Below are 17,597 nucleotides of genomic sequence, written 5' to 3'. Positions count from 1 at the left end.
GCGAGGCTAGAAGACGGCGATTGTTTACATGCAAGGGGCGCAGTGCTGGCATCGTTTATCAGCAGAGGAGTAGAATTCAGTGGTCGCATGGTTTTTCCTAAGAGTTCTGTGCGGTGGGTCGGGTCAGTGGTCGAAACACTGACTCGGCACTTTTTCTTTCAGGCCTGTGCTCATCAGGCCGCAGTGTGATTTGAATCCCTTCTTGTTTTGCGCCCTTCAGCGCTGCAGCCATCACCTGGCCCCATCCTTCGCTACCCGCTCAATCCAAGCTTTCAACTCGGCCACTAAGATCAGACGTCGGCGTCCAAGCTTGAATGCTTTGAGGTCGCCAGAAGCAATTACCTCGTAAATTCCCGACCGTGAATGGCTTGTGAGTCGCGCAGCTTCTTCAACGCTCACAGAAAGCGAAGGCGTGAGTTCTGATTGAGTCATTTTCTTTCTCCTTGAGTGTCCACATGGACTGTACGATACTGTGTCAGACGTAAACATACTATTTGTAAGTAACATTATCTGCAAGCATATTTGTTTGTAGACACTCATGGAGCGCAGATGGCAAACCGATCAAAAAAGGTCGTGATCTCGGCACGGATTGACCCGCAGCTGAAAGATGCCCTGGACATCGCTGCGAGTAAGCTCAACAAGAAAATCGTGAAGCTCCTGGAGGAGCTTGTAGAGGTAGGGCTGGCTGAGCTGACAGTTCAGAACCCATTTAGGGGAGGGCATTTACCTGACGGCGGAGATATGAATTTCATGACGGTGTTTGAAGCCGTATGGGATCAGGATGAGGTCGTTTTCAAGCTAAGAGCGGGAACGATCGGGCCGGATTTTTGTGGGGAAACAATTTCTCGCCAGGCCAAGGTCGTTATCGGTTCTGAGCGCTTCAAGGGCGAATACGATCTATTCGGCGATTTGAATGGCCATACGGCTTTATGGGGCGGTACGTATGAAAAGCACTACGTGAATCTGGAGTTGGTAAAGAAGGAGTGGCCGATTATCGAGAGCTATATAGCTTTTCTGGATAGCAATCAGCCGCTAGTAGTTTCGTACGAGGATTACAAGAAAATGAGAGGCGATAACAGCTAGATGAGCTCTACTGCTGCCGCTTTTGTGCCTGGTGCTAGATGGGCATATCGAAGTGTCATTTTGATGTCTGAATGCCCTAGAAGATCCCGCACTGTGTTCAGCGGCACACCAGCCATCACCAAGCGTGACGCGAAATCATGGCGCATATCGTGCCAGCGAAAGCCCTCGATCTTGGCTCGCTCTAGCAGCCTGAGCCAGGCGCTTTTAACGTCCTCTAGGCGACCTCCTTCCTGGCTCGGGAACACATACCGAGATTTGCCAGCCTGTTTTTTCCATTGCTCCAGAACGCTCACGGTTTCCTTGTTCATTGGGATGTGCCGGGTGTCGCTCGTCTTGGTTGTATCGCCAGCGGCAGTTATTGTGTTTGTGCTGAAGTTCACAGCAGACCATTTCAGATCGAATAGCTCCCCGCGTCTCATGCCGGTGTTCAGCGATACCAGCACCATTGGTTTCAGGTGATCGGTGAATGGCAGTTGCAGCAAACTTTGCATCTGTTGCTTGCTACGATCCGCCCGCCACTGATTCGCGCTCTCACGCTCAGCTCGTATTTCATCCTGCCGAGTGTCCAAGGCTTCGCGCAGGCGTTTGGCCTCATCAGTGTCCAGGTAGCGAACTAGGCCCAATGAGTCGACCTTTAGCTGTTTCAACTTGGCCAGTGGGTGCGTACCGATGTACTCCCACTCAACCGCACGGCTGAACACGCCGCTGATCGAGCCCATTTTTCGATTCACCGTCGATGCCTTATTACCAGCCTGCATCCAAGCCGTACGGATTTGCTCCAGGTCACGGCCAGATATTGCGTCGATGCGCTGAGGCATGATCGCGTCGAAGTTGTTTTCCAGTGTATGCAGGGTCTTTTCGTGGCCTTTGTGATGCGTCTTAAACCACGGCATGTAGGTGTCGTCGATAAAGTCGCGAAGAGATGGGAGCGTGGCGCCCTTGCGGCCTTGAGTTACTGCTAAGGGTTCTCCAAGCTTGCGCGCCTCTGCAAGGTACTGGGTTGCTTCTTGCCGGGCCTGGTCGAGTGTAAGGATCCCAACGCGGCCAAGCGTCTTTTTGCGGCCGCGGGCCCAGGTCACTACGTATGACTTTGCGCCAGCAGCTGTCACACGGACGAAAAGACCTGTGACGGCAGTATCGTGGATCTCGTACTCTCGACCCGTGACCTGCATGGACGACAGCACTTTGGCGGTTAGTTTTTCTTTCACCTGATCCTCATGGGTGCAATATGGGTGCAAAAATGACTATACGGAACCGTTTTGCCGGACACAACTGGACTCAAAGCCCCAGTGCATGCGGGGGCTTCCCATTGTTTGCTGCGCGCCATATAACCCTCCTAAGGGGAAGGTTGGCAGTTCGAACCTGCCCTGGGACACCATCAATTTCCAGCCCTGTGGCTGTCAAAAAAGCCCCGCCAGGATCTCGTATCCGGCGGGGCTTTTTCGTGTGCGATCACCTGACGACCAACATTTGAAAGACGCTCATTGCTGTGCCTTACTCCAAAGACCACACAGGGAGCGAAATCGATGCGACGCAGGGGCGCCCAATTCTGGTTGTGGACCAACACGCGATTGCCTCTGCACACCCACGAAGAAGTGCTGGGCAGTGGCGTGCAAATCGAGGTGCATGCGCGGATCAGTGTTGAAGGGGTTACCCAGATTTTTGTAGGTGTCTATGGCGTTGATGGCTGGCCGATTCGCGAGGAGCATCATGACCTCAAGGCGGGTGAGCATTACTGTGCCGCATTGAAGTGGGGGACCCAGCGGGCGAGGGAGATTGTGGCGGACACTCAGGAGTTCGTCGCGCCGCACCGGGTGCAACTGACGTTGAGTCCGGTGATTACCGATGAGTCGGTCGTCGCGTTGCGCCGGATGGAGATGACCGAGCGTGAACGCTTGAAGCTCAGGTCTGCCGATGCCTGGTCAGAGTACCTGGACGCCAAGGAGGCCATGCTCGTCTTGATGCGCTCCACCAAGGTTGACCCTATGGTCTGGGCCGATCACAAGGAGCGGCTCAGGCAGGCGATCGATCGGCGCGCCTGCGTGCAGCGCGACTATCTGAACTGAGCGCGCTTCAGCGCTGGTTGCGCAGCGTCTCGATGGTCTGGATCAGGTCATCGTAGGACACCGGTTTGCCAACATGCTGGTCAAAGCCCGACTGTCGTGATTTCTGAATGTCGCTGTGAGCCCCGTAGCCGGTCAGGGCGATGGCCGGCACATCCTTCGCGAGCGGCAACTCACGCAGTGCGCTCATCAACTCGTGGCCATTCATGACCGGTATGCCGAGGTCGGAAATGATCAGGTCGAATCGGGTACTTTTTGCCGCGTCCAGCGCCGCCACCGGGCGGTCAAAGGCAATCACTTGCGCATCTTCCATCTCCAGCAGCATTTTCAGGGTTTCCAGCACGTCCGCGGAATCGTCCACCAACAGAATCGTCAGTCCGCTCAGTCTGCCGCAGGCCTCTTCGGTCTGGGCAGCGGCTTGCGCTTCGCCGGCGGTTTTGGCCAATGGCAGGTAGACGGTGAACGTGCAGCCTGTGCCTACGCCAGCCGAACTCACCTCGACTGCACCGCGTTGCGCCTCGGTCAACTGACGGACCAGTGACAAACCAATCCCGAGCCCTTCACGGTTATGGGTGGCATGTTGTTTTTCAGCCTGGCCGAACAGGTCGAACACGTGATCAAGGTTTTCCGGGGCAATGCCGACGCCATTGTCTTTGATGTCGAGCCGCGCCATGTCCCCGGCCTGGCTGGCGATCAATTGCACACGCCCCTTGGTCGGGGTGAATTTCAGTGCATTGTTCACCAGGTTCCAGATGATTTGTTCCAGCCGTGTCGGGTCGGCCTGGACCATCAACGCATCGGACGGCACCAGCAGTTCGACCGTGACGTCATGCTGGTCATTGAGCACGACAGTGTGGACATCGCGCAGCACACTGGCGAGGTCGACGGCGACCGTTTGCAGCTTGAGCTTGCCGGTGCGGACCCGGGCCACATCCAGCAGATCGTCGATGATCCGTGCCTGGCTGGTGACCGCGTCGCAGATGGTGTTCACCGCCCTGGCCGCCGATGCCAGCGACTTGGTCACCGACAAGCGCCGCAGCAATTCTGCGTTGAGCTGGATCAGGTTCAGCGGGTGCTTGAGCTCGTGGGACATGACCGCAAAGAACTCGTCCTTGAGGTTATTGGTGTTACGAGTCTCGGCCAGCTCCTGACTCTGTTCTTCGTGCTGGCGTTTATGGCCGGTCAGGTCGCGGGCAATTTTCACGTAGCCCTGCAGGTTATCGCCGCTGAGCAGAGTCACTTCGCCGCTGCAAAAGAAGCGGCTGCCATCCTTGCGCAAATGCCAGCGTTCATCGTCGCTGCGGCCGTGGTTGCGCACCGTCAGCAGCTCGTTTTCCGGCACGCCTGCCGCGCGGTCCTCCGCAGAGAAAATGAAGTCATAGTAGGCGCCTTCGGCCTCGGCCTTGCTGTAGCCGAAGATCAACTCCGCGCCTTTGTTCCAGGTGGTGATCACACCTTGTTCATCGAGCGTGATGATCGCGTAGTCGCGGGTGCTTTCAGCGACCAGGCGCATGCGCTCCTCGCCCAGGCGCAGCTCTTCTTCGGCCGCCCGGCGCTTGGTGATGTCGATGAAGGTCAGCACGGTGCCGTCGATGTGGTCTTCGCTGGAGCGGTAGGGCAGCAGGCGGGCGATGTACCAGCGATTGTCGGTGCTGCTGACTTCACGCTCGATCATGTTCAGCGATTCGAACACCAGCGCCGCGTCACCGGCCAGATTGTCGTAATGCAGGCGGTGGGTGATGTCGAGCAGGGAGCGCCCGGTGTCCACCGGCAGCATGCTGAAAATGTCGGTGGCGCGCGGGGTGAACCACTTGATGCGCATGCTGCGGTCGACAAACACCGTGGCGATGTCGGTGGAGGCGATCAGGTTGGTCAGGTAGTCGTTGATCTTGTCGGTTTCTTCGACCTTGGTTTTCAGCTCGAAATTGACCGTCAGCAACTCTTCGTTGATGGATTGCAGCTCTTCTTTACTGGTCTCCAGCTCTTCGGTGGCCGAGCGCAGTTCTTCGTTGATCGCCTGCATTTCTTCGTTGGAGGCCTTGAGCTCTTCGCTGGAGACCTCCGATTGTTCGATGGTGTCCTGCAAATGCAGCTTGGTGCGTTGCAGTTCGCGTTCGAGGTTGGACAGCACCTGGTTTTCGTTCTGCAGCACGGTGGTTGCCGCCAGCTCTGAAGGATCGACTTCGACCTCCTCGAAAATCACCAACATGTACTCGCTGTCCGAGCCTTCATCCTTGTAGGGATGAGCGACCAGATCGATCAGATAACGCCGCTCATCACGCTTGATCGACACTTCGCGGGATTTGACCGACAGACTGCTCTGCTGAACCTGGAACAACGTGGTGCGCAGTTCCAGGCGCAGCTCTGGAAGGATCAACGTCAGTAAATTGCGCGACATCTCACCGCCGACGTGCCGCAGGAAACGCCCGGCACTTTCACTCATGTGCAGAATGTCGGCGTTGGCGTCGACGATCACGCTCGGTGGCGCGGACTGTTCGAGGGCGCGTTGATGGATGTCGGCGAAAGAGGTTTTGCGCTGTACACCGCTGTTCGTCGGTTGCTGGGAAATGTTGGTCCGCACGTAGCCTCCACGCGGCATGGTCGGCGTGCGGCGGCTGTTAGCCGTACCGGTTTTGGCGCGGAAGATCCGGTTGCGTTTGTCCACTGGGGCGAACAGTTCGTGGCACGCGTCCGCGCTCTCGGAGGAGCCGAGAAACAGGAACCCGCCGGGGCGCAGGGCAAAGTGGAACATTTGCAGGATTTCGCGCTGCACTTCGCGATCGAGATAGATCAGCAGGTTGCGGCACACGATCAGGTCGATCTGCGAGAACGGCGGATCGGACAGCAGGCTGTGTTTGGCGAAAAGGACTTTTTCGCGGATTTCCTTGCGAATCCGGTAATGGTCATCTTCCTTGAGGAAGTAATGCCGCAGTCGCGTGGGCGGCACGTCGGTGACGATGGCTTGCGGGTACAGCCCGGCCCGGCCGACGCTGATGGCGCGCTCGTCAATGTCAGTGGCAAACAATTGCAGCGAAGCCGCACTGGCGTCCAGTTGCAGTTGATCGCTGAGCAACATCGCCAGGCTGTAGGCTTCTTCGCCGGTGGAACAACCCGCGGACCAGACGCGAATTTCTTCTTTCTCGGGTTGCGCCGACACGGCGGCACTGACCAGTTGCGGCACGACATCGCGCTCCAGTGCTTCGAAGGCCTCGCGATCGCGGAAGAAGTTGGTCACGCCGATCAGCATGTCGCCGAGCAGGGCCTTGGTTTCTTCGGGATTGTTTTGCAGGTAATGGAAATAGGACGCCAGATCCGGTTGAGACGTGACCTGCATCCGCCGTTCGATCCGGCGCAACACGGTGGCGCGTTTGTAGTGTTTGAAATCATGACCGGTGCCGGTACGCAGCTGGATCAGAATGTCGTGCAGCATTTGCTCTGCGACCAGCGCTTCGCGTTCGGAGATGGCGACAATGGTCTGCGGTTCGGGGTCGTTGGCGATGGGCAAGCTGATTTCCTGAGAGTTACGCCACAGCTCCAGCAGTTTTTGCGGCATTTCAACGACCGGCAGAACCAGGTCAACCATGCGGGTATCGATGGCGGCGCGGGGCATGCCGTCGAACTCGGCGTCTTCCGGTGCCTGCGCCAGCGTGACGCCGCCCTGTTCCTTGATGCGCGAAAGACCGACGGCACCGTCGGAACCGGTGCCCGACAGCACCAGGCAGAACGCTCGTTCCCGATGGACATCGGCCAGGTCGCGGAAGAACAGATCGATCGAGGCGTGCCGGGATTCCCGGGTATCGCTGGTACTGACCTCAAGAAAACCATCGTTCATCGACAGGCGTTGCGCCGGTGAAATGACGTACACATGGTTTTTCTCGATGGACACCCTTTCAGTGACTTGCAGAACCGGCATCGCGGTCGATTCCTGGACGATCCTGTCGGCAATGCTCTGGTGATCGGGGGAGAGGTGAAGAATGATCACGAACGCCATGCCGTTGTCCTGCGGCATGTTTTCGAAGAACAGCTTGATGGCTTGCAGCCCACCGGCCGACGCGCCAATTCCCACCACCGGAAAATCCAGGGTACTGGGGATCAGGGTCTTTCGCTCATTGGAGTTCACTGAGCGATTGGGGGTGGTGGTCATAACTTATGCCTGTGCCGACGACGGGAGCGTCTGGGTCTGAAAGAGGGGTAGCAGACGCGTTGCAATAAATCAGGATAATCCCGTTTTTCAATAACGCCTTCAAATATTTAGCCCGCATTCGCGGCCCTTTTAAATTTGGACTCCAGCGGCGCAAATGCATTCCAATTCTTCAAGTGAATGGCCCTGCTGGCCGATAACCCGGACAGTCATGATCTTCTTCTTAAAACTGCCTGGAAATCTTCGATGCTGTCGTATCACCAAAAGCGTTTTTTGATCGTCGATGATTTCTCGGATTTCCGCAGTTCCGTCAGGTCCATGCTGCGTGAGCTGGGCGTCAAGGACGTGGACACCGCCGACACCGGCGAGCAGGCGCTGCGCATGTGTTCACAGAAGTCCTACGATTTCATCCTCCAGGATTTCCACCTTGGTGATGGCAAGAAGAACGGTCAGCAGGTTCTCGAAGACCTGATGGTCGAGAAGCTGATCAGCCACGAAGCCGTGTTCGTCATGGTCACCGCCGAGACCAGCCAGGCGATGGTGCTCAGCGCCCTGGAGCACGAGCCCGATGCTTACCTGACCAAACCGTTCAACCGTTCTGGCCTGGCCCAGCGCCTGGAACGTCTGGAGCAGCGCAAGACCTTGCTCAAGCCGATCCTGCAGGCGCTCGATCGCGGTAAACCGGTTGAAGTGCTCAATGCCTGCATCGCCTTGTGCAAGCAGGACATCCGCTACTCGCCGCTGTGTTTGCGCTACCGCGCCGATGCCTTGCGCGACTTGAACCAGAACGAAGCGCTGGAGCGACTCTACGACAGCATCATTGCCGACCGGCCTTTGCCATGGGCATTTGCCGGGCTGGGCCAGTTGCTGTTCAAGCGGGGTCAGGTCAGCCAGGCCAAGGGCATCTACGAAAAAGCGTTGAAAGTGTTTCCGATGATGCCGGCGCTGTATGACGGCATGGCCGATGTGCTGGTCGCCGAGGGCGACACCAAGGCTGCGCAACAGGTGTTGGAGGAGGCGATTCGTTTGTCGCCGCTGGCCGTACGCCGGCAAGCGCTGCTGGGTAAGCTGGCGATGACCAACGAAGATTTCGATACCGCGTCCAAAGCTTACCGTCAGGCCGTCAGCCAAGGTGCCCAGTCACGTTTCAAGGACGCCGAAAGCAACCTCGGCCTCGCCCATGCGTTGATCAGCAAGGGCAGCGAAAAGGGCCTGGACACCCGGACCCGGCTGGAAATCAACACTACGCTGAGTGCCGTGGCCAAGGAAAACCCTTCCGACCCGGGCCTGCAGATTCGTGCGCGGCTGATGAAGGCCACCAGCCTGTTGCTCAACGACGCCGAAACCGCGGAAAAGCTCACCGAGCAGGCGATGTTGCGCCTCGATGGCATGGAGCAGTTCATGAGCGCCGAAGCCGCGCTGCTGGTGGCCAAGCAGCTGCAAATGCTTGGGCAGGCTGATGCCGGTAAGTCGATGCTGAAAAACTGCGCAGAAATCTACGGCGACGATCCGACAGTGATGCAGGGCATCGCCAAGCTGACCGACGACCCGAGCATCCTCAACTCCGGCAACGATGCGGCGGAACTCAACCGTCAAGGCGTGCGGGTGTACAAGACCGGCAACCTGGTGGAGGCGCGGGCGGTGTTCCGCAAAGCCCTGGCGTTGCAACCGAAGAACATCAGTATTGCGTTGAACATGGCGCAATCGCTGCTGCATGGCACCGACACCAGCGCGCCATCGGCGGAGCTTGAAGAATGTCGCGCCTGCCTGAAAACGGTCGGCCTGATGCCCGACACCGATGCGCGATATGCGCGTTATCAGAAACTGAAAATCAAGGCGTTCAGCGGATGAACCAAGACAACCCGGCACTGGATTTCTCCACGGTGATTGCTTCCACCGTGCACGACATGAAGAACTCTCTGGCGATGCTGATGCAGGCACACAGCCAATGGCTGGCGCGCTTGCCCGATCCGGCGCGGCACACCCCGGAGCAGGGCGTGATCGATTTCGAGTTCGCCCACCTCAACGGGATGCTGGTTCAGTTGCTGGGACTGTACAAACTCGGCGTCAACCAGATGCCGCTGCAGCCGGCTTATCACGAACTGGATGACTTCATCGAAGCGCAACTGGCCTGCCATCAGGACGTGTTCGCCAGTCGCGGCATCATGGCGACCTATGAAGTGGACCCGCTGAGCCCGCTGGGTTTCTTCGACCGTGAGCTGATTGCGTCGGTGCTGGCCAACAGCATCAACAACGCCATCCGTTACGCCCGTCACGCATTGTTGATCACGGTGAGCGACGAGGCCGGGCAACTGGTGTTGACCATCAACGACGATGGCGAGGGTTATCCGGCCGAGATGATCGAGCGTCAGGCCGATTACGTGCAGGGCATCAACCACAGCAGCGGCAGCACCGGCCTGGGCCTGTATTTCGCCGGACGGATTGCCGCGTTGCATCAGCGCAACGGCATCGGTGGGCGCACAGAAATCAGCAACGGCGGCCCGTTGGGCGGTGGAGTGTTCAGCCTCTATCTCCCCTGAAACACCGCATCCCCCTGTAGGAGCCGGCTTGCTGGCGATGGCGTCCGTTCAGACGATAAACATATTGACTGACCCACCGCTATCGCCAGCAAGCCGGCTCCTACAAGGGTTGCGGCGATATTGAGTCATTTGTACGTCGCTGCTTGATATTCCGAACACGCGGAGCCTATTTTGTACGGTCGCCGTTCGCGGCTTGCACAACTACAAAGGATTGCGTCATGACAACCGGTGGCCAGCGCTCACTCGCGCAGCGATTGACGGGCATTGATGAGATTGAATGTGTTACGCCGGATTTGAACGGCGTGCCCCGTGGCAAGGTCATGACGGCCGAAGGCTTTCACGAGGGGCGGCGTTTGCAGATGGCGCGGGGTGTGCTGCTGCAATGCATCATGGGCGGATATCCGCCAGCGCGTTTTTACGGCAGCGATGATGGCGACCTGGCGTTGGTGCCCGACCCTGCGCAGATCCATCGCTTGCCCTGGAGCAAGCAGCCGCGTGCCTTGGCCATTTGCGATGCGGACGAACTGACCGGCGAAAGCTCCCCTCTGTCGACTCGTGGTCAACTCAAAGCAGTTATCGCGCGTTACGCCGCTCTTGGGCTGGCGCCGGTGGTGGCCACTGAGCTTGAGTTTTTCGTCTTCGCGCCCAACACCGACCCGACGCAACCGTTCCAGCCGCCGGTAGGCCTGGACGGTCGGCGCGAGGACGGTCATTCGGCGTTCAGTGTCAGTTCCAATAACGGCTTGCGGCCGTTTTTCAGTGAAGTCTATGAGTGCATGGCGGCCCTCGGTTTGCCGCGCGATACGTTCATGCACGAAATGGGCGTCAGTCAGTTCGAGATCAACCTGCTGCACGGTGATCCCTTGTTGCTGGCCGACCAGACATTGCTGTTCAAGCATCTGCTTAAAGAAGTGGCGCTCAAGCATGGGCTGACGGTGGTCTGCATGGCCAAGCCACTGGCGCACACGCCGGGCAGCTCGATGCATATTCACCAGAGCATCGTCGAGATCGCCACCGGGCGTAACGTCTTCAGCGACGAGGCCGGCGAGCCGACGGCGACCTTCCGTCACTTCATCGGTGGCCAGCAGGCCTGCATGGCGGATTTCACGGCATTATTTGCACCGAACGTGAACTCCTATCAGCGCTTGTGCCATCCGTTCGCATCACCGAATAATGCCTGCTGGTCCCACGACAATCGGGCGGCCGGTTTGCGCATTCCGGCCAGCTCGCCGGTGGCGCGTCGGGTGGAAAATCGCCTGCCGGGCGCTGATGCCAACCCGTATCTGGCGATTGCAGCGAGCCTGGCGGCAGGGTTGTATGGCATCGAAAATACAGTGGAGCCGAGTGAAGCGATCCAGGGTGAGTTCGAGGTGCCGGATAATCTTTCGTTGCCGTGTACCTTGCATGCCGCGCTCGAGCGTCTGAAACGTAGCCAATTGGCGAAGGAACTGTTCGGCAAGGAGTTCATCGAAGGCTACGTCGCTTCGAAGACCATGGAGTTGACCAGCTTCTTTGATGAAATTACGCCCTGGGAGCGCCGTGTTTTAGCCGCCCAGGCCTGACGAACCTTCGTCTTCGGGCTATCTTTTCGGATAGCCCGTTTCTCACCGCAAGGAGCCGCTCGGAACGCCGATGCGCCAAATCTGGAAACCCTTTCGAGCGCTGTATTTCGCCTCGCTGATGATGTTGATCGGCTCCGGCTTGCTGAGTACTTACCTGGGCTTGCGCCTGGCGGCCGACCATGTCGACAGCCTGTGGGTCGGTGCGTTGATGGCGGCCAACTATTTCGGCCTCGTGCTGGGGGGCAAGATCGGTCACCGGTTGATTGCCCGGGTCGGGCATATCCGGGCTTATTCGGCCTGCGCCGGGATTGTCGGCGCGGCAGTGCTGGGCCATGGTCTGGTGGACTGGCTGCCGGCGTGGATATTCCTGCGGGTCATCGTCGGTCTCGGCATGATGTGCCAGTACATGGTTATCGAAAGCTGGCTCAATGAGCAGGCCGAAGCCTCACAGCGTGGCACGGTGTTCAGCGGTTACATGATCGCTTCTTATCTTGGCCTGGTGCTGGGGCAACTGATTCTGGTCATGCACCCGGGCCTCGGTCTGGAGCTTCTGATGCTGGTCGCCCTGTGCTTTGCCCTGTGCCTGGTGCCGGTGGCCCTGACGCGGCGGATTCACCCGGCGCCGCTGCATCCGGCACCGATGGAGCCGCGCTTCTTTATCAAGCGCGTGCCGCAGTCGTTGAGTACGGTGCTGGGTGCGGGGCTGATCATCGGTTCGTTCTACGGTCTGGCGCCGCTGTATGCCTCGCAGCAAGGGTTGTCCACGGAGCAGGTCGGTCTGTTCATGGGTAGCTGCATTTTTGCCGGCCTGCTGGTGCAGTGGCCGTTGGGCTGGTTGTCCGACCGTTATGACCGGGCGCTGTTGATCCGCTGTTTTGCGCTGGTACTGGCCCTCGCCGCGTTGCCGCTGGCGATCATGAAGCAGGTGCCGCTGGAGGTGTTGTTCATCACCGGTTTTATCTGCTCGCTGGTGAAGTTTTGCCTGTACCCGCTGGCGGTCGCGTTTTCCAATGACCACGTCGAGGCTGATCGGCGGGTGTCACTGACGGCGATGTTGCTGGTGACCTACGGTGTCGGCGCGAGTATCGGGCCGTTGGTCGCCGGGGTACTGATGAAGATGTTCGGCAGCCAAATGCTCTACGCCTTCTTCAGTTTCTTTGCGTTGGTGCTGGTGTGGCGGATCCGCCCGAAAGCGGTGACCAACCTGCATCAGGTCGACGACGCGCCGCTGCATCACGTCGCCATGCCGGACAGCATGTCGAGTTCGCCGCTGGTGGCTTGCCTTGATCCACGTGTCGATGAGCAAGTGGTGCAGGACCAGATGCAGAGCCCGGCCAATCCCGATCCGGCTCCTGAGTCGGAGGTCGAGACACCCGCCACTCCACCTCCGGAGGACCCTGACGCGGGCCGCGAGCAAAGCTTCACCGAGGCCAGGCCTTAAATCGGGGCATAAAAAAACGGGCAGTCACCGCGAGGGACTGCCCGTTTTTTATTAGCGCTGGAATTACAGGTCGTCTTTGTCGAAACGTCGTGCTTCGCGTTGAAGCTGATAGACGAAGCGCTCGACCTGACGCTGCACCAGGCCGCTCATGTTATGAAAGCGGATGCCGGCGAAGGTGGTGGAGATTCTTTCTTCGAAATGCAGGTAACGCAGTTCGACCGGTGCCGTCATTTTGCCAAAGGGCAGGGCGGCGGCGAAGCGGTCGTAGACCTGACCCAATTGCAGGCTGCCGGTGATGTCGCCTTCAAAGCGCAACTTGCAGCCGGTGGCGGAGATGTCCAACAGCTTGCCACTGATCGGCGCCTTGAGCTTTTCACCGTCCAGATCGACGTTGACCAGTTGGGCCAGTTTCAAGGCTGCGCGGAAGGCATTGCGGCGCTGGTGATAAACCACTTCATCCGGCAGCGGGCCACGATAGCAGCGGGTGTCACCGGACTCGTCGATGGTCAGTTGACCGTTGCTTTCCCAGGCAATGCGCACGCCTTCGTGAAAGCCTTCGACCTTGAACGGTTCGCCGGCCAGCATGAAGCGCTCACCGTCACGCGGGATCATTTCGTCGAGCGCGATGGTCCCGCGCTCGCGGTCCACGTCCACCAGATAGCTCTGGAAGCGCTGGGTGCGCTCATGGAACGTGATGATCAGCGGGTCATGGCTTTCTTGCAGTTGGCGCAGGTTGCCGGAGATTTCCAACGGTGTGGTAAGCACCTTGGGTGGCTGCGGGGCATCTTCCGCGGTTAAGGCATTGGACACGGTTAATCAATCTCCAGACAAAATATGACTACGGCTGGCCAGTATATTGCCAGCATGTTGCGAGTCTTGATAGGGCGTGGTCATTTGCGGGCTCAAGCCTGACTGAGCGGGCGCGGCTTCGCAAGCTTGGCGGTTGATCCGCGGGCGTCATAAAGCGCTGGCGGTTCACCGCCGGTCAGGATTTTCAGCTGATTGGCCGTGGCGGCCTGCTGGACCAGGATGGACTGGCCATTATTGGCGTTCGCCGCCTGGCATTGAGCCAGTAGATCGGTCAGCACATCGCTCTGGGCCAGCAACTGCTCGCCAATGCTCGAATGGCTGGCGAGTTGCTCCAGGCCGTTGCGATTGGTCGGCAGGTTGAGGCTGGCGAGGATTTCGCTGCGCTTGCGGCCATGCTGTTCAAGCAGAATGATCAATGCCTGTTTCTGCGCCAGAATGTCTTCGAGCAGTGGCATGTCCCGACCGTGCAAGGCGAGGGACTCGGTTTGCAGTAACTCAAGCAAGTGTTGCGCTGGAGCAAAGTCGTCGGTGATCAGTTGCAGTAAATTAGTGTCTTGCATGGCTGGCCTTGGGTTTTAAGCGTCCAAAAGCCTGGCGCGGGCCGTAGCCTAGCGCTGGGCTTCGAAGTTGAGCAGTTTGCTGGCTACACGGCTGCTGTCGACTTTATAGCTGCCATCGGCAATCGCTGCTTTCAACTCGGCCACACGGGCGTTGTCGACGGCAGGCTGATCGCGCAGCTTGTCAGTGACCTGTTGCAACTGTTGAGCCTCATTGCTGAGGTGTACCGATTCCCCGCTTTTGATGGCAGTGGCCTGTTCGGCCGGGGTATTCAGCGGCGCGGATTTGCCGGCGTCGGCAGTTTCCTTGGCAACGCTGGTACGTGTACTGCCCGTAAGTGGCGAGGAGCTGTTCAAACGGCTGAAATCGATGACCATGGTAAAAAACCTCTGAGTATTTGGACGCTTGCCATGTTTTCGGCTCTCCCTGTGAAAACTTTAGACCCAATTATCAAATGGGCCCGCATGCGCCAGCACTTCTCCTGCATGCGGCACAGTTTAGGGAACAGCCTCGGGCAACGCCACATCTTCACGAACAGAGAATCCTACATGGACACTTCCACCTGACCTGGCGCGGTAACCTGCGCCTTGATGACCCGTCTGGAATTGAGGTTTTTCACGCGTATCTGCTCGGCCATGCCGCCGTTGGAGAGCGCCTCGCCGGGCATACGCACGCTGAGCGTACCACTGCGGGCGGTAATCACCACCTGATCGCCTTTGCGAATGACTTCCGCCTGTTCGAGATGAACCAGGGTAATCACCTGGTCGGTGACCATTGGTCGGGTAAGTCGCTGGCCGATCGCCTGGTCTACGGATGTGAAGTAGCCCTGGCCAATCAGGCTGACGTCACGCTCGCGCAGCGTTACGTCATCGGGCTCGACAATCCCTGCGCGGCGAAGGGGGCGGGTGACGGTCACAACGTCGCGAAACAGGCGGACTTGAGCGGGTACGAAGACTGTCCAGGGCGATGCCCCCTCGCAACGAACCTTGACCGTGACCCGGCCCAGCGGCTTGGCCGGACTCTCGAGGCTGGCTGTCAATTCCTTGTCGCACATGGGCATGCGCAGCCGCGAGTCGAGCTGGTTGACCTGGATTTCGTAGCGACCTTCCGTTTGACTGGTAGCCAGATAGTCTTCTACGGTGAATTCAAGAAAGCCCTGGGTGACGCCGATAAGCATGTCAGGCAAGGTAACTGCGTCAGCAAAGGCAGGGCTGCCAGCGTTGAACAGGCAAACGGCCGACACTGCACAGAGCAATCTGCGGATAGGTGATGTCAGGCGTCGGAAAAATGTCGGTTCTGTGTTCATAAAAGTTAAAAAGCAAGCGCCGTGCCGTTTAGTGATGAATGTGCGTCGCAACACACTTAGCGTTGGTGTAGGAGTCTGGGCATGGCTGGTGTAATGGATTCGGTAAACCAGCGCACGCAACTGGTAGGGCAGAATCGCCTGGAGCTGTTGTTGTTCCGTCTCGACGGCCAGCAGCTTTACGGGATCAACGTGTTCAAGGTTCGCGAGGTGCTGCAATGCCCCAAGCTGACCCTGATGCCCAAGTCCAGTCCTGTCGTGTGCGGTGTGGCAAATATCCGGGGGGCGACCATTCCGATCCTTGATCTGGCAATGGCGACCGGTTCCGGGGCGCTAAAAGATCAAAGCAATCCTTTCGTGATCATCACGGAGTACAACACCAAGACCCAGGGTTTCCTGGTGCGCTCGGTGGAACGCATCGTCAACATGAACTGGGAGGAGATTCATCCGCCTCCCAAGGGCACCGGACGCGATCATTACCTGACGGCTGTGACTCGGGTCGACAATCAGTTAGTCGAAATCATCGACGTCGAGAAGATCCTGGCGGAAGTGGCGCCGACACCGGAAGCGATTTCCGTCGGCGTGGTCGATGTCGAGACCCAGCACAAGGCGCTGTCGCTGCGGGTGCTGACGGTCGATGACTCGTCGGTGGCGCGCAAGCAGGTCACGCGCTGCCTGCAAACGGTAGGCGTTGAAGTGGTGGCGTTGAACGACGGACGGCAAGCGCTGGATTACCTGCGCAAACTGGCCGACGAGGGTAAGAAGCCGGAAGAAGAGTTCCTGATGATGATCTCCGACATCGAGATGCCGGAGATGGACGGGTACACCCTGACGGCCGAGATCCGCAACGACCCTCGCATGCAAAAGCTTCATATCATCCTGCATACTTCGTTGTCGGGTGTGTTCAATCAGGCGATGGTCAAGAAAGTCGGTGCCGATGACTTCCTGGCCAAATTCCGTCCTGATGACCTGGCATCCCGGGTAGTTGACCGGATCAAAGCAGCAGACATCAGCTAGGGGCCTTTTGCCCCTGGTGATTAACACGATTTAAGAGGCGGCATCTTTGTCTACGGGTAATTTGGATTTCGAACAGTTCCGGGTCTTCCTGGAAAAAGCCTGTGGCATTTTGCTCGGTGAAAACAAGCAGTACCTGGTCTCGAGCCGTCTCAACAAACTGATGGAACAGCAAGGCATCAAGTCCCTGGGTGAGCTGGTTCAGCGCATCCAGACCCAGCCGCGCAGCGGTTTGCGCGAGTTGGTGGTCGATGCCATGACGACCAACGAAACCCTGTGGTTTCGTGACACCTATCCGTTTGAAGTCTTGAAGAACAAGGTACTGCCCGAAGCGATCAAGGCGGCTCCGGGGCAACGCTTGCGAATCTGGTCGGCGGCCTGCTCGTCGGGTCAGGAACCGTATTCGCTGTCGATGTCCATCGACGAGTTCGAGCGGGTCAATATGGGCCAGTTGAAGATGGGTGTGCAGATCGTTGCCACTGACCTGTCCGGCTCCATGCTGACCAACTGCAAGACTGGCGAGTACGATAGCCTGGCCATCGGCCGTGGGTTGTCGCCCGAGCGTCTTCAGCGTTATTTCGACCCGAAAGGTCCGGGGCGCTGGGCCATCAAGGCGCCGATCAAGAGTCGGGTGGAGTTTCGCTCGTTCAACCTGCTGGACAGCTACGCGAGCCTCGGCAAGTTCGACATCGTGTTCTGCCGTAACGTGCTGATCTACTTCTCCGCCGAGGTGAAGAAAGACATCCTGTTGCGCATCCACAGCACGTTGAAGCCGGGCGGTTATCTGTTCCTTGGCGCGTCTGAAGCGCTGAACGGTTTGCCGGATCATTACCAGATGGTCCAGTGCAGCCCGGGGATCATTTACCAGGCGAAGTGATGGGTTGGCGGTAGTTTGAAAAACGGGAGTCCTTGGGGGCTCCCGTTTTTTTTTGTCTGCTGTGTTGGTGTGTATATCCGTTTCTGGGGTTATGGCGGCTATTGGTTTCGCCCTTACGGCGAGTCACTTGGAAGAGCCCCAAGTAACCAAGGGCTCTTGCCCCTTTCGTTCGGTGCCTCGCCTAGGCTCGGCATGCCCTCGCTCC

At 58.3% G+C, this 17,597-nt stretch carries 15 protein-coding genes; 8 read left to right on the top strand and 7 right to left on the bottom strand.

Annotated elements, in window-relative coordinates:
- Positions 1 to 231: 231 nt before the first annotated feature.
- The gene (locus PMI32_RS0129130) at positions 232 to 432 is read right to left on the bottom strand and encodes a helix-turn-helix domain-containing protein (protein WP_032829078.1); all 201 of its coding nucleotides are present in this window, start codon (positions 430 to 432) and stop codon (positions 232 to 234) included.
- A 117-nt stretch (positions 433 to 549) separates the two neighbouring features.
- Between PMI32_RS0129130 and PMI32_RS05965 the strand changes: the two genes are divergently transcribed.
- Positions 550 to 1,083 (top strand): hypothetical protein, encoded by a 534-nt coding sequence (locus PMI32_RS05965; RefSeq protein ID WP_008033074.1) that lies wholly within the window; start codon positions 550 to 552, stop codon positions 1,081 to 1,083.
- Here the strand turns inward: PMI32_RS05965 and PMI32_RS05970 are convergent.
- Positions 1,080 to 2,291, bottom strand: a complete 1,212-nt coding sequence (locus PMI32_RS05970) for a site-specific integrase (RefSeq protein WP_008033073.1) — start codon at positions 2,289 to 2,291, stop codon at positions 1,080 to 1,082. The two genes, PMI32_RS05965 and PMI32_RS05970, sit on opposite strands and share 4 nt — an antisense overlap.
- A 318-nt stretch (positions 2,292 to 2,609) precedes the next feature.
- Between PMI32_RS05970 and PMI32_RS05975 the strand changes: the two genes are divergently transcribed.
- Positions 2,610 to 3,149, top strand: a complete 540-nt coding sequence (locus PMI32_RS05975; protein ID WP_008033071.1) for a hypothetical protein — start codon at positions 2,610 to 2,612, stop codon at positions 3,147 to 3,149.
- A 7-nt stretch (positions 3,150 to 3,156) separates the two neighbouring features.
- Here the strand turns inward: PMI32_RS05975 and PMI32_RS05980 are convergent, their stop codons facing one another.
- On the bottom strand, positions 3,157 to 7,290 hold the full coding sequence (locus PMI32_RS05980) for a CheR family methyltransferase (RefSeq protein WP_008033069.1): 4,134 nt from the start codon (positions 7,288 to 7,290) through the stop codon (positions 3,157 to 3,159).
- A gap of 243 nt (positions 7,291 to 7,533) precedes the next feature.
- Between PMI32_RS05980 and PMI32_RS05985 the strand changes: the two genes are divergently transcribed.
- The 4 genes from PMI32_RS05985 (at position 7,534) to PMI32_RS06000 (ending at position 12,830) form a co-directional block, all read left to right on the top strand.
- The gene (locus PMI32_RS05985; protein ID WP_008033066.1) at positions 7,534 to 9,138 is read left to right on the top strand and encodes a tetratricopeptide repeat-containing response regulator; all 1,605 of its coding nucleotides are present in this window, start codon (positions 7,534 to 7,536) and stop codon (positions 9,136 to 9,138) included.
- Positions 9,135 to 9,827 carry a sensor histidine kinase gene (locus tag PMI32_RS05990; RefSeq protein ID WP_008033064.1) on the top strand — a complete coding sequence of 231 codons (693 nt, stop codon included), beginning with the start codon at positions 9,135 to 9,137 and terminating at the stop codon, positions 9,825 to 9,827. The genes PMI32_RS05985 and PMI32_RS05990 overlap by 4 nt, the downstream gene beginning before the upstream one ends.
- 320 nt (positions 9,828 to 10,147) lie before the next feature.
- Positions 10,148 to 11,389, top strand: coding sequence for a glutamine synthetase family protein (locus PMI32_RS05995; RefSeq protein ID WP_177318890.1), 1,242 nt, complete (start codon positions 10,148 to 10,150; stop codon positions 11,387 to 11,389).
- Between the two features lie 70 nt (positions 11,390 to 11,459).
- Complete coding sequence (locus tag PMI32_RS06000) at positions 11,460 to 12,830, top strand: MFS transporter (RefSeq protein WP_008033059.1); 1,371 nt, start codon at positions 11,460 to 11,462, stop codon at positions 12,828 to 12,830.
- A 63-nt stretch (positions 12,831 to 12,893) separates the two neighbouring features.
- Here PMI32_RS06000 and PMI32_RS06005 read toward each other — a convergent pair whose 3' ends face one another.
- The 4 genes from PMI32_RS06005 to flgA form a co-directional block, all read right to left on the bottom strand.
- A complete protein-coding gene (locus PMI32_RS06005) occupies positions 12,894 to 13,640 on the bottom strand; it encodes a flagellar brake protein (RefSeq protein WP_008033058.1) in 747 nt (248 codons plus the stop codon).
- Between the two features lie 92 nt (positions 13,641 to 13,732).
- Positions 13,733 to 14,200: a flagella synthesis protein FlgN gene (locus tag PMI32_RS06010; RefSeq protein WP_008033056.1), complete on the bottom strand. Its 468-nt coding sequence runs from the start codon at positions 14,198 to 14,200 to the stop codon at positions 13,733 to 13,735.
- Between the two features lie 48 nt (positions 14,201 to 14,248).
- A complete protein-coding gene (gene flgM / locus PMI32_RS06015) occupies positions 14,249 to 14,575 on the bottom strand; it encodes a flagellar biosynthesis anti-sigma factor FlgM (protein ID WP_008033053.1) in 327 nt (108 codons plus the stop codon).
- A 167-nt stretch (positions 14,576 to 14,742) separates the two neighbouring features.
- Complete coding sequence (flgA, locus tag PMI32_RS06020) at positions 14,743 to 15,504, bottom strand: flagellar basal body P-ring formation chaperone FlgA (RefSeq protein WP_032829077.1); 762 nt, start codon at positions 15,502 to 15,504, stop codon at positions 14,743 to 14,745.
- 81 nt (positions 15,505 to 15,585) lie between these two features.
- Here flgA and PMI32_RS06025 point away from each other — a divergent pair, with 81 nt between their 5' ends.
- Positions 15,586 to 16,518 (top strand): chemotaxis protein CheV, encoded by a 933-nt coding sequence (locus PMI32_RS06025; RefSeq protein ID WP_008033048.1) that lies wholly within the window; start codon positions 15,586 to 15,588, stop codon positions 16,516 to 16,518.
- A gap of 46 nt (positions 16,519 to 16,564) precedes the next feature.
- Positions 16,565 to 17,392 carry a protein-glutamate O-methyltransferase CheR gene (gene cheR / locus PMI32_RS06030; RefSeq protein WP_008033047.1) on the top strand — a complete coding sequence of 276 codons (828 nt, stop codon included), beginning with the start codon at positions 16,565 to 16,567 and terminating at the stop codon, positions 17,390 to 17,392.
- Positions 17,393 to 17,597 lie beyond the last annotated feature (205 nt).

It is taken from the genome of Pseudomonas sp. GM60 (assembly GCF_000282415.1).
Classification (GTDB): Bacteria; Pseudomonadota; Gammaproteobacteria; order Pseudomonadales; family Pseudomonadaceae; genus Aquipseudomonas; species Aquipseudomonas migulae.
The sequence above is the reverse complement of the archived record's forward strand: the minus strand, read 5'-3'. Positions and strand labels throughout refer to the sequence as shown.

What these genes read in the sequence shown, in the direction of transcription:
- PMI32_RS0129130 (WP_032829078.1), bottom strand. Translation starts at nt 432, where the DNA reads ATGACTCAATCAGAACTCACGCCTTCGCTTTCTGTGAGCGTTGAAGAA.
- PMI32_RS05965 (WP_008033074.1), top strand. Translation starts at nt 550, where the DNA reads ATGGCAAACCGATCAAAAAAGGTCGTGATCTCGGCACGGATTGACCCG.
- PMI32_RS05975 (WP_008033071.1), top strand. Translation starts at nt 2,610, where the DNA reads ATGCGACGCAGGGGCGCCCAATTCTGGTTGTGGACCAACACGCGATTG.
- PMI32_RS05980 (WP_008033069.1), bottom strand. Translation starts at nt 7,290, where the DNA reads ATGACCACCACCCCCAATCGCTCAGTGAACTCCAATGAGCGAAAGACC.
- PMI32_RS05985 (WP_008033066.1), top strand. Translation starts at nt 7,534, where the DNA reads ATGCTGTCGTATCACCAAAAGCGTTTTTTGATCGTCGATGATTTCTCG.
- PMI32_RS05990 (WP_008033064.1), top strand. Translation starts at nt 9,135, where the DNA reads ATGAACCAAGACAACCCGGCACTGGATTTCTCCACGGTGATTGCTTCC.
- PMI32_RS05995 (WP_177318890.1), top strand. Translation starts at nt 10,148, where the DNA reads ATGACGGCCGAAGGCTTTCACGAGGGGCGGCGTTTGCAGATGGCGCGG.
- PMI32_RS06000 (WP_008033059.1), top strand. Translation starts at nt 11,460, where the DNA reads ATGCGCCAAATCTGGAAACCCTTTCGAGCGCTGTATTTCGCCTCGCTG.
- PMI32_RS06010 (WP_008033056.1), bottom strand. Translation starts at nt 14,200, where the DNA reads ATGCAAGACACTAATTTACTGCAACTGATCACCGACGACTTTGCTCCA.
- flgM (WP_008033053.1), bottom strand. Translation starts at nt 14,575, where the DNA reads ATGGTCATCGATTTCAGCCGTTTGAACAGCTCCTCGCCACTTACGGGC.
- flgA (WP_032829077.1), bottom strand. Translation starts at nt 15,504, where the DNA reads ATGAACACAGAACCGACATTTTTCCGACGCCTGACATCACCTATCCGC.
- PMI32_RS06025 (WP_008033048.1), top strand. Translation starts at nt 15,586, where the DNA reads ATGGCTGGTGTAATGGATTCGGTAAACCAGCGCACGCAACTGGTAGGG.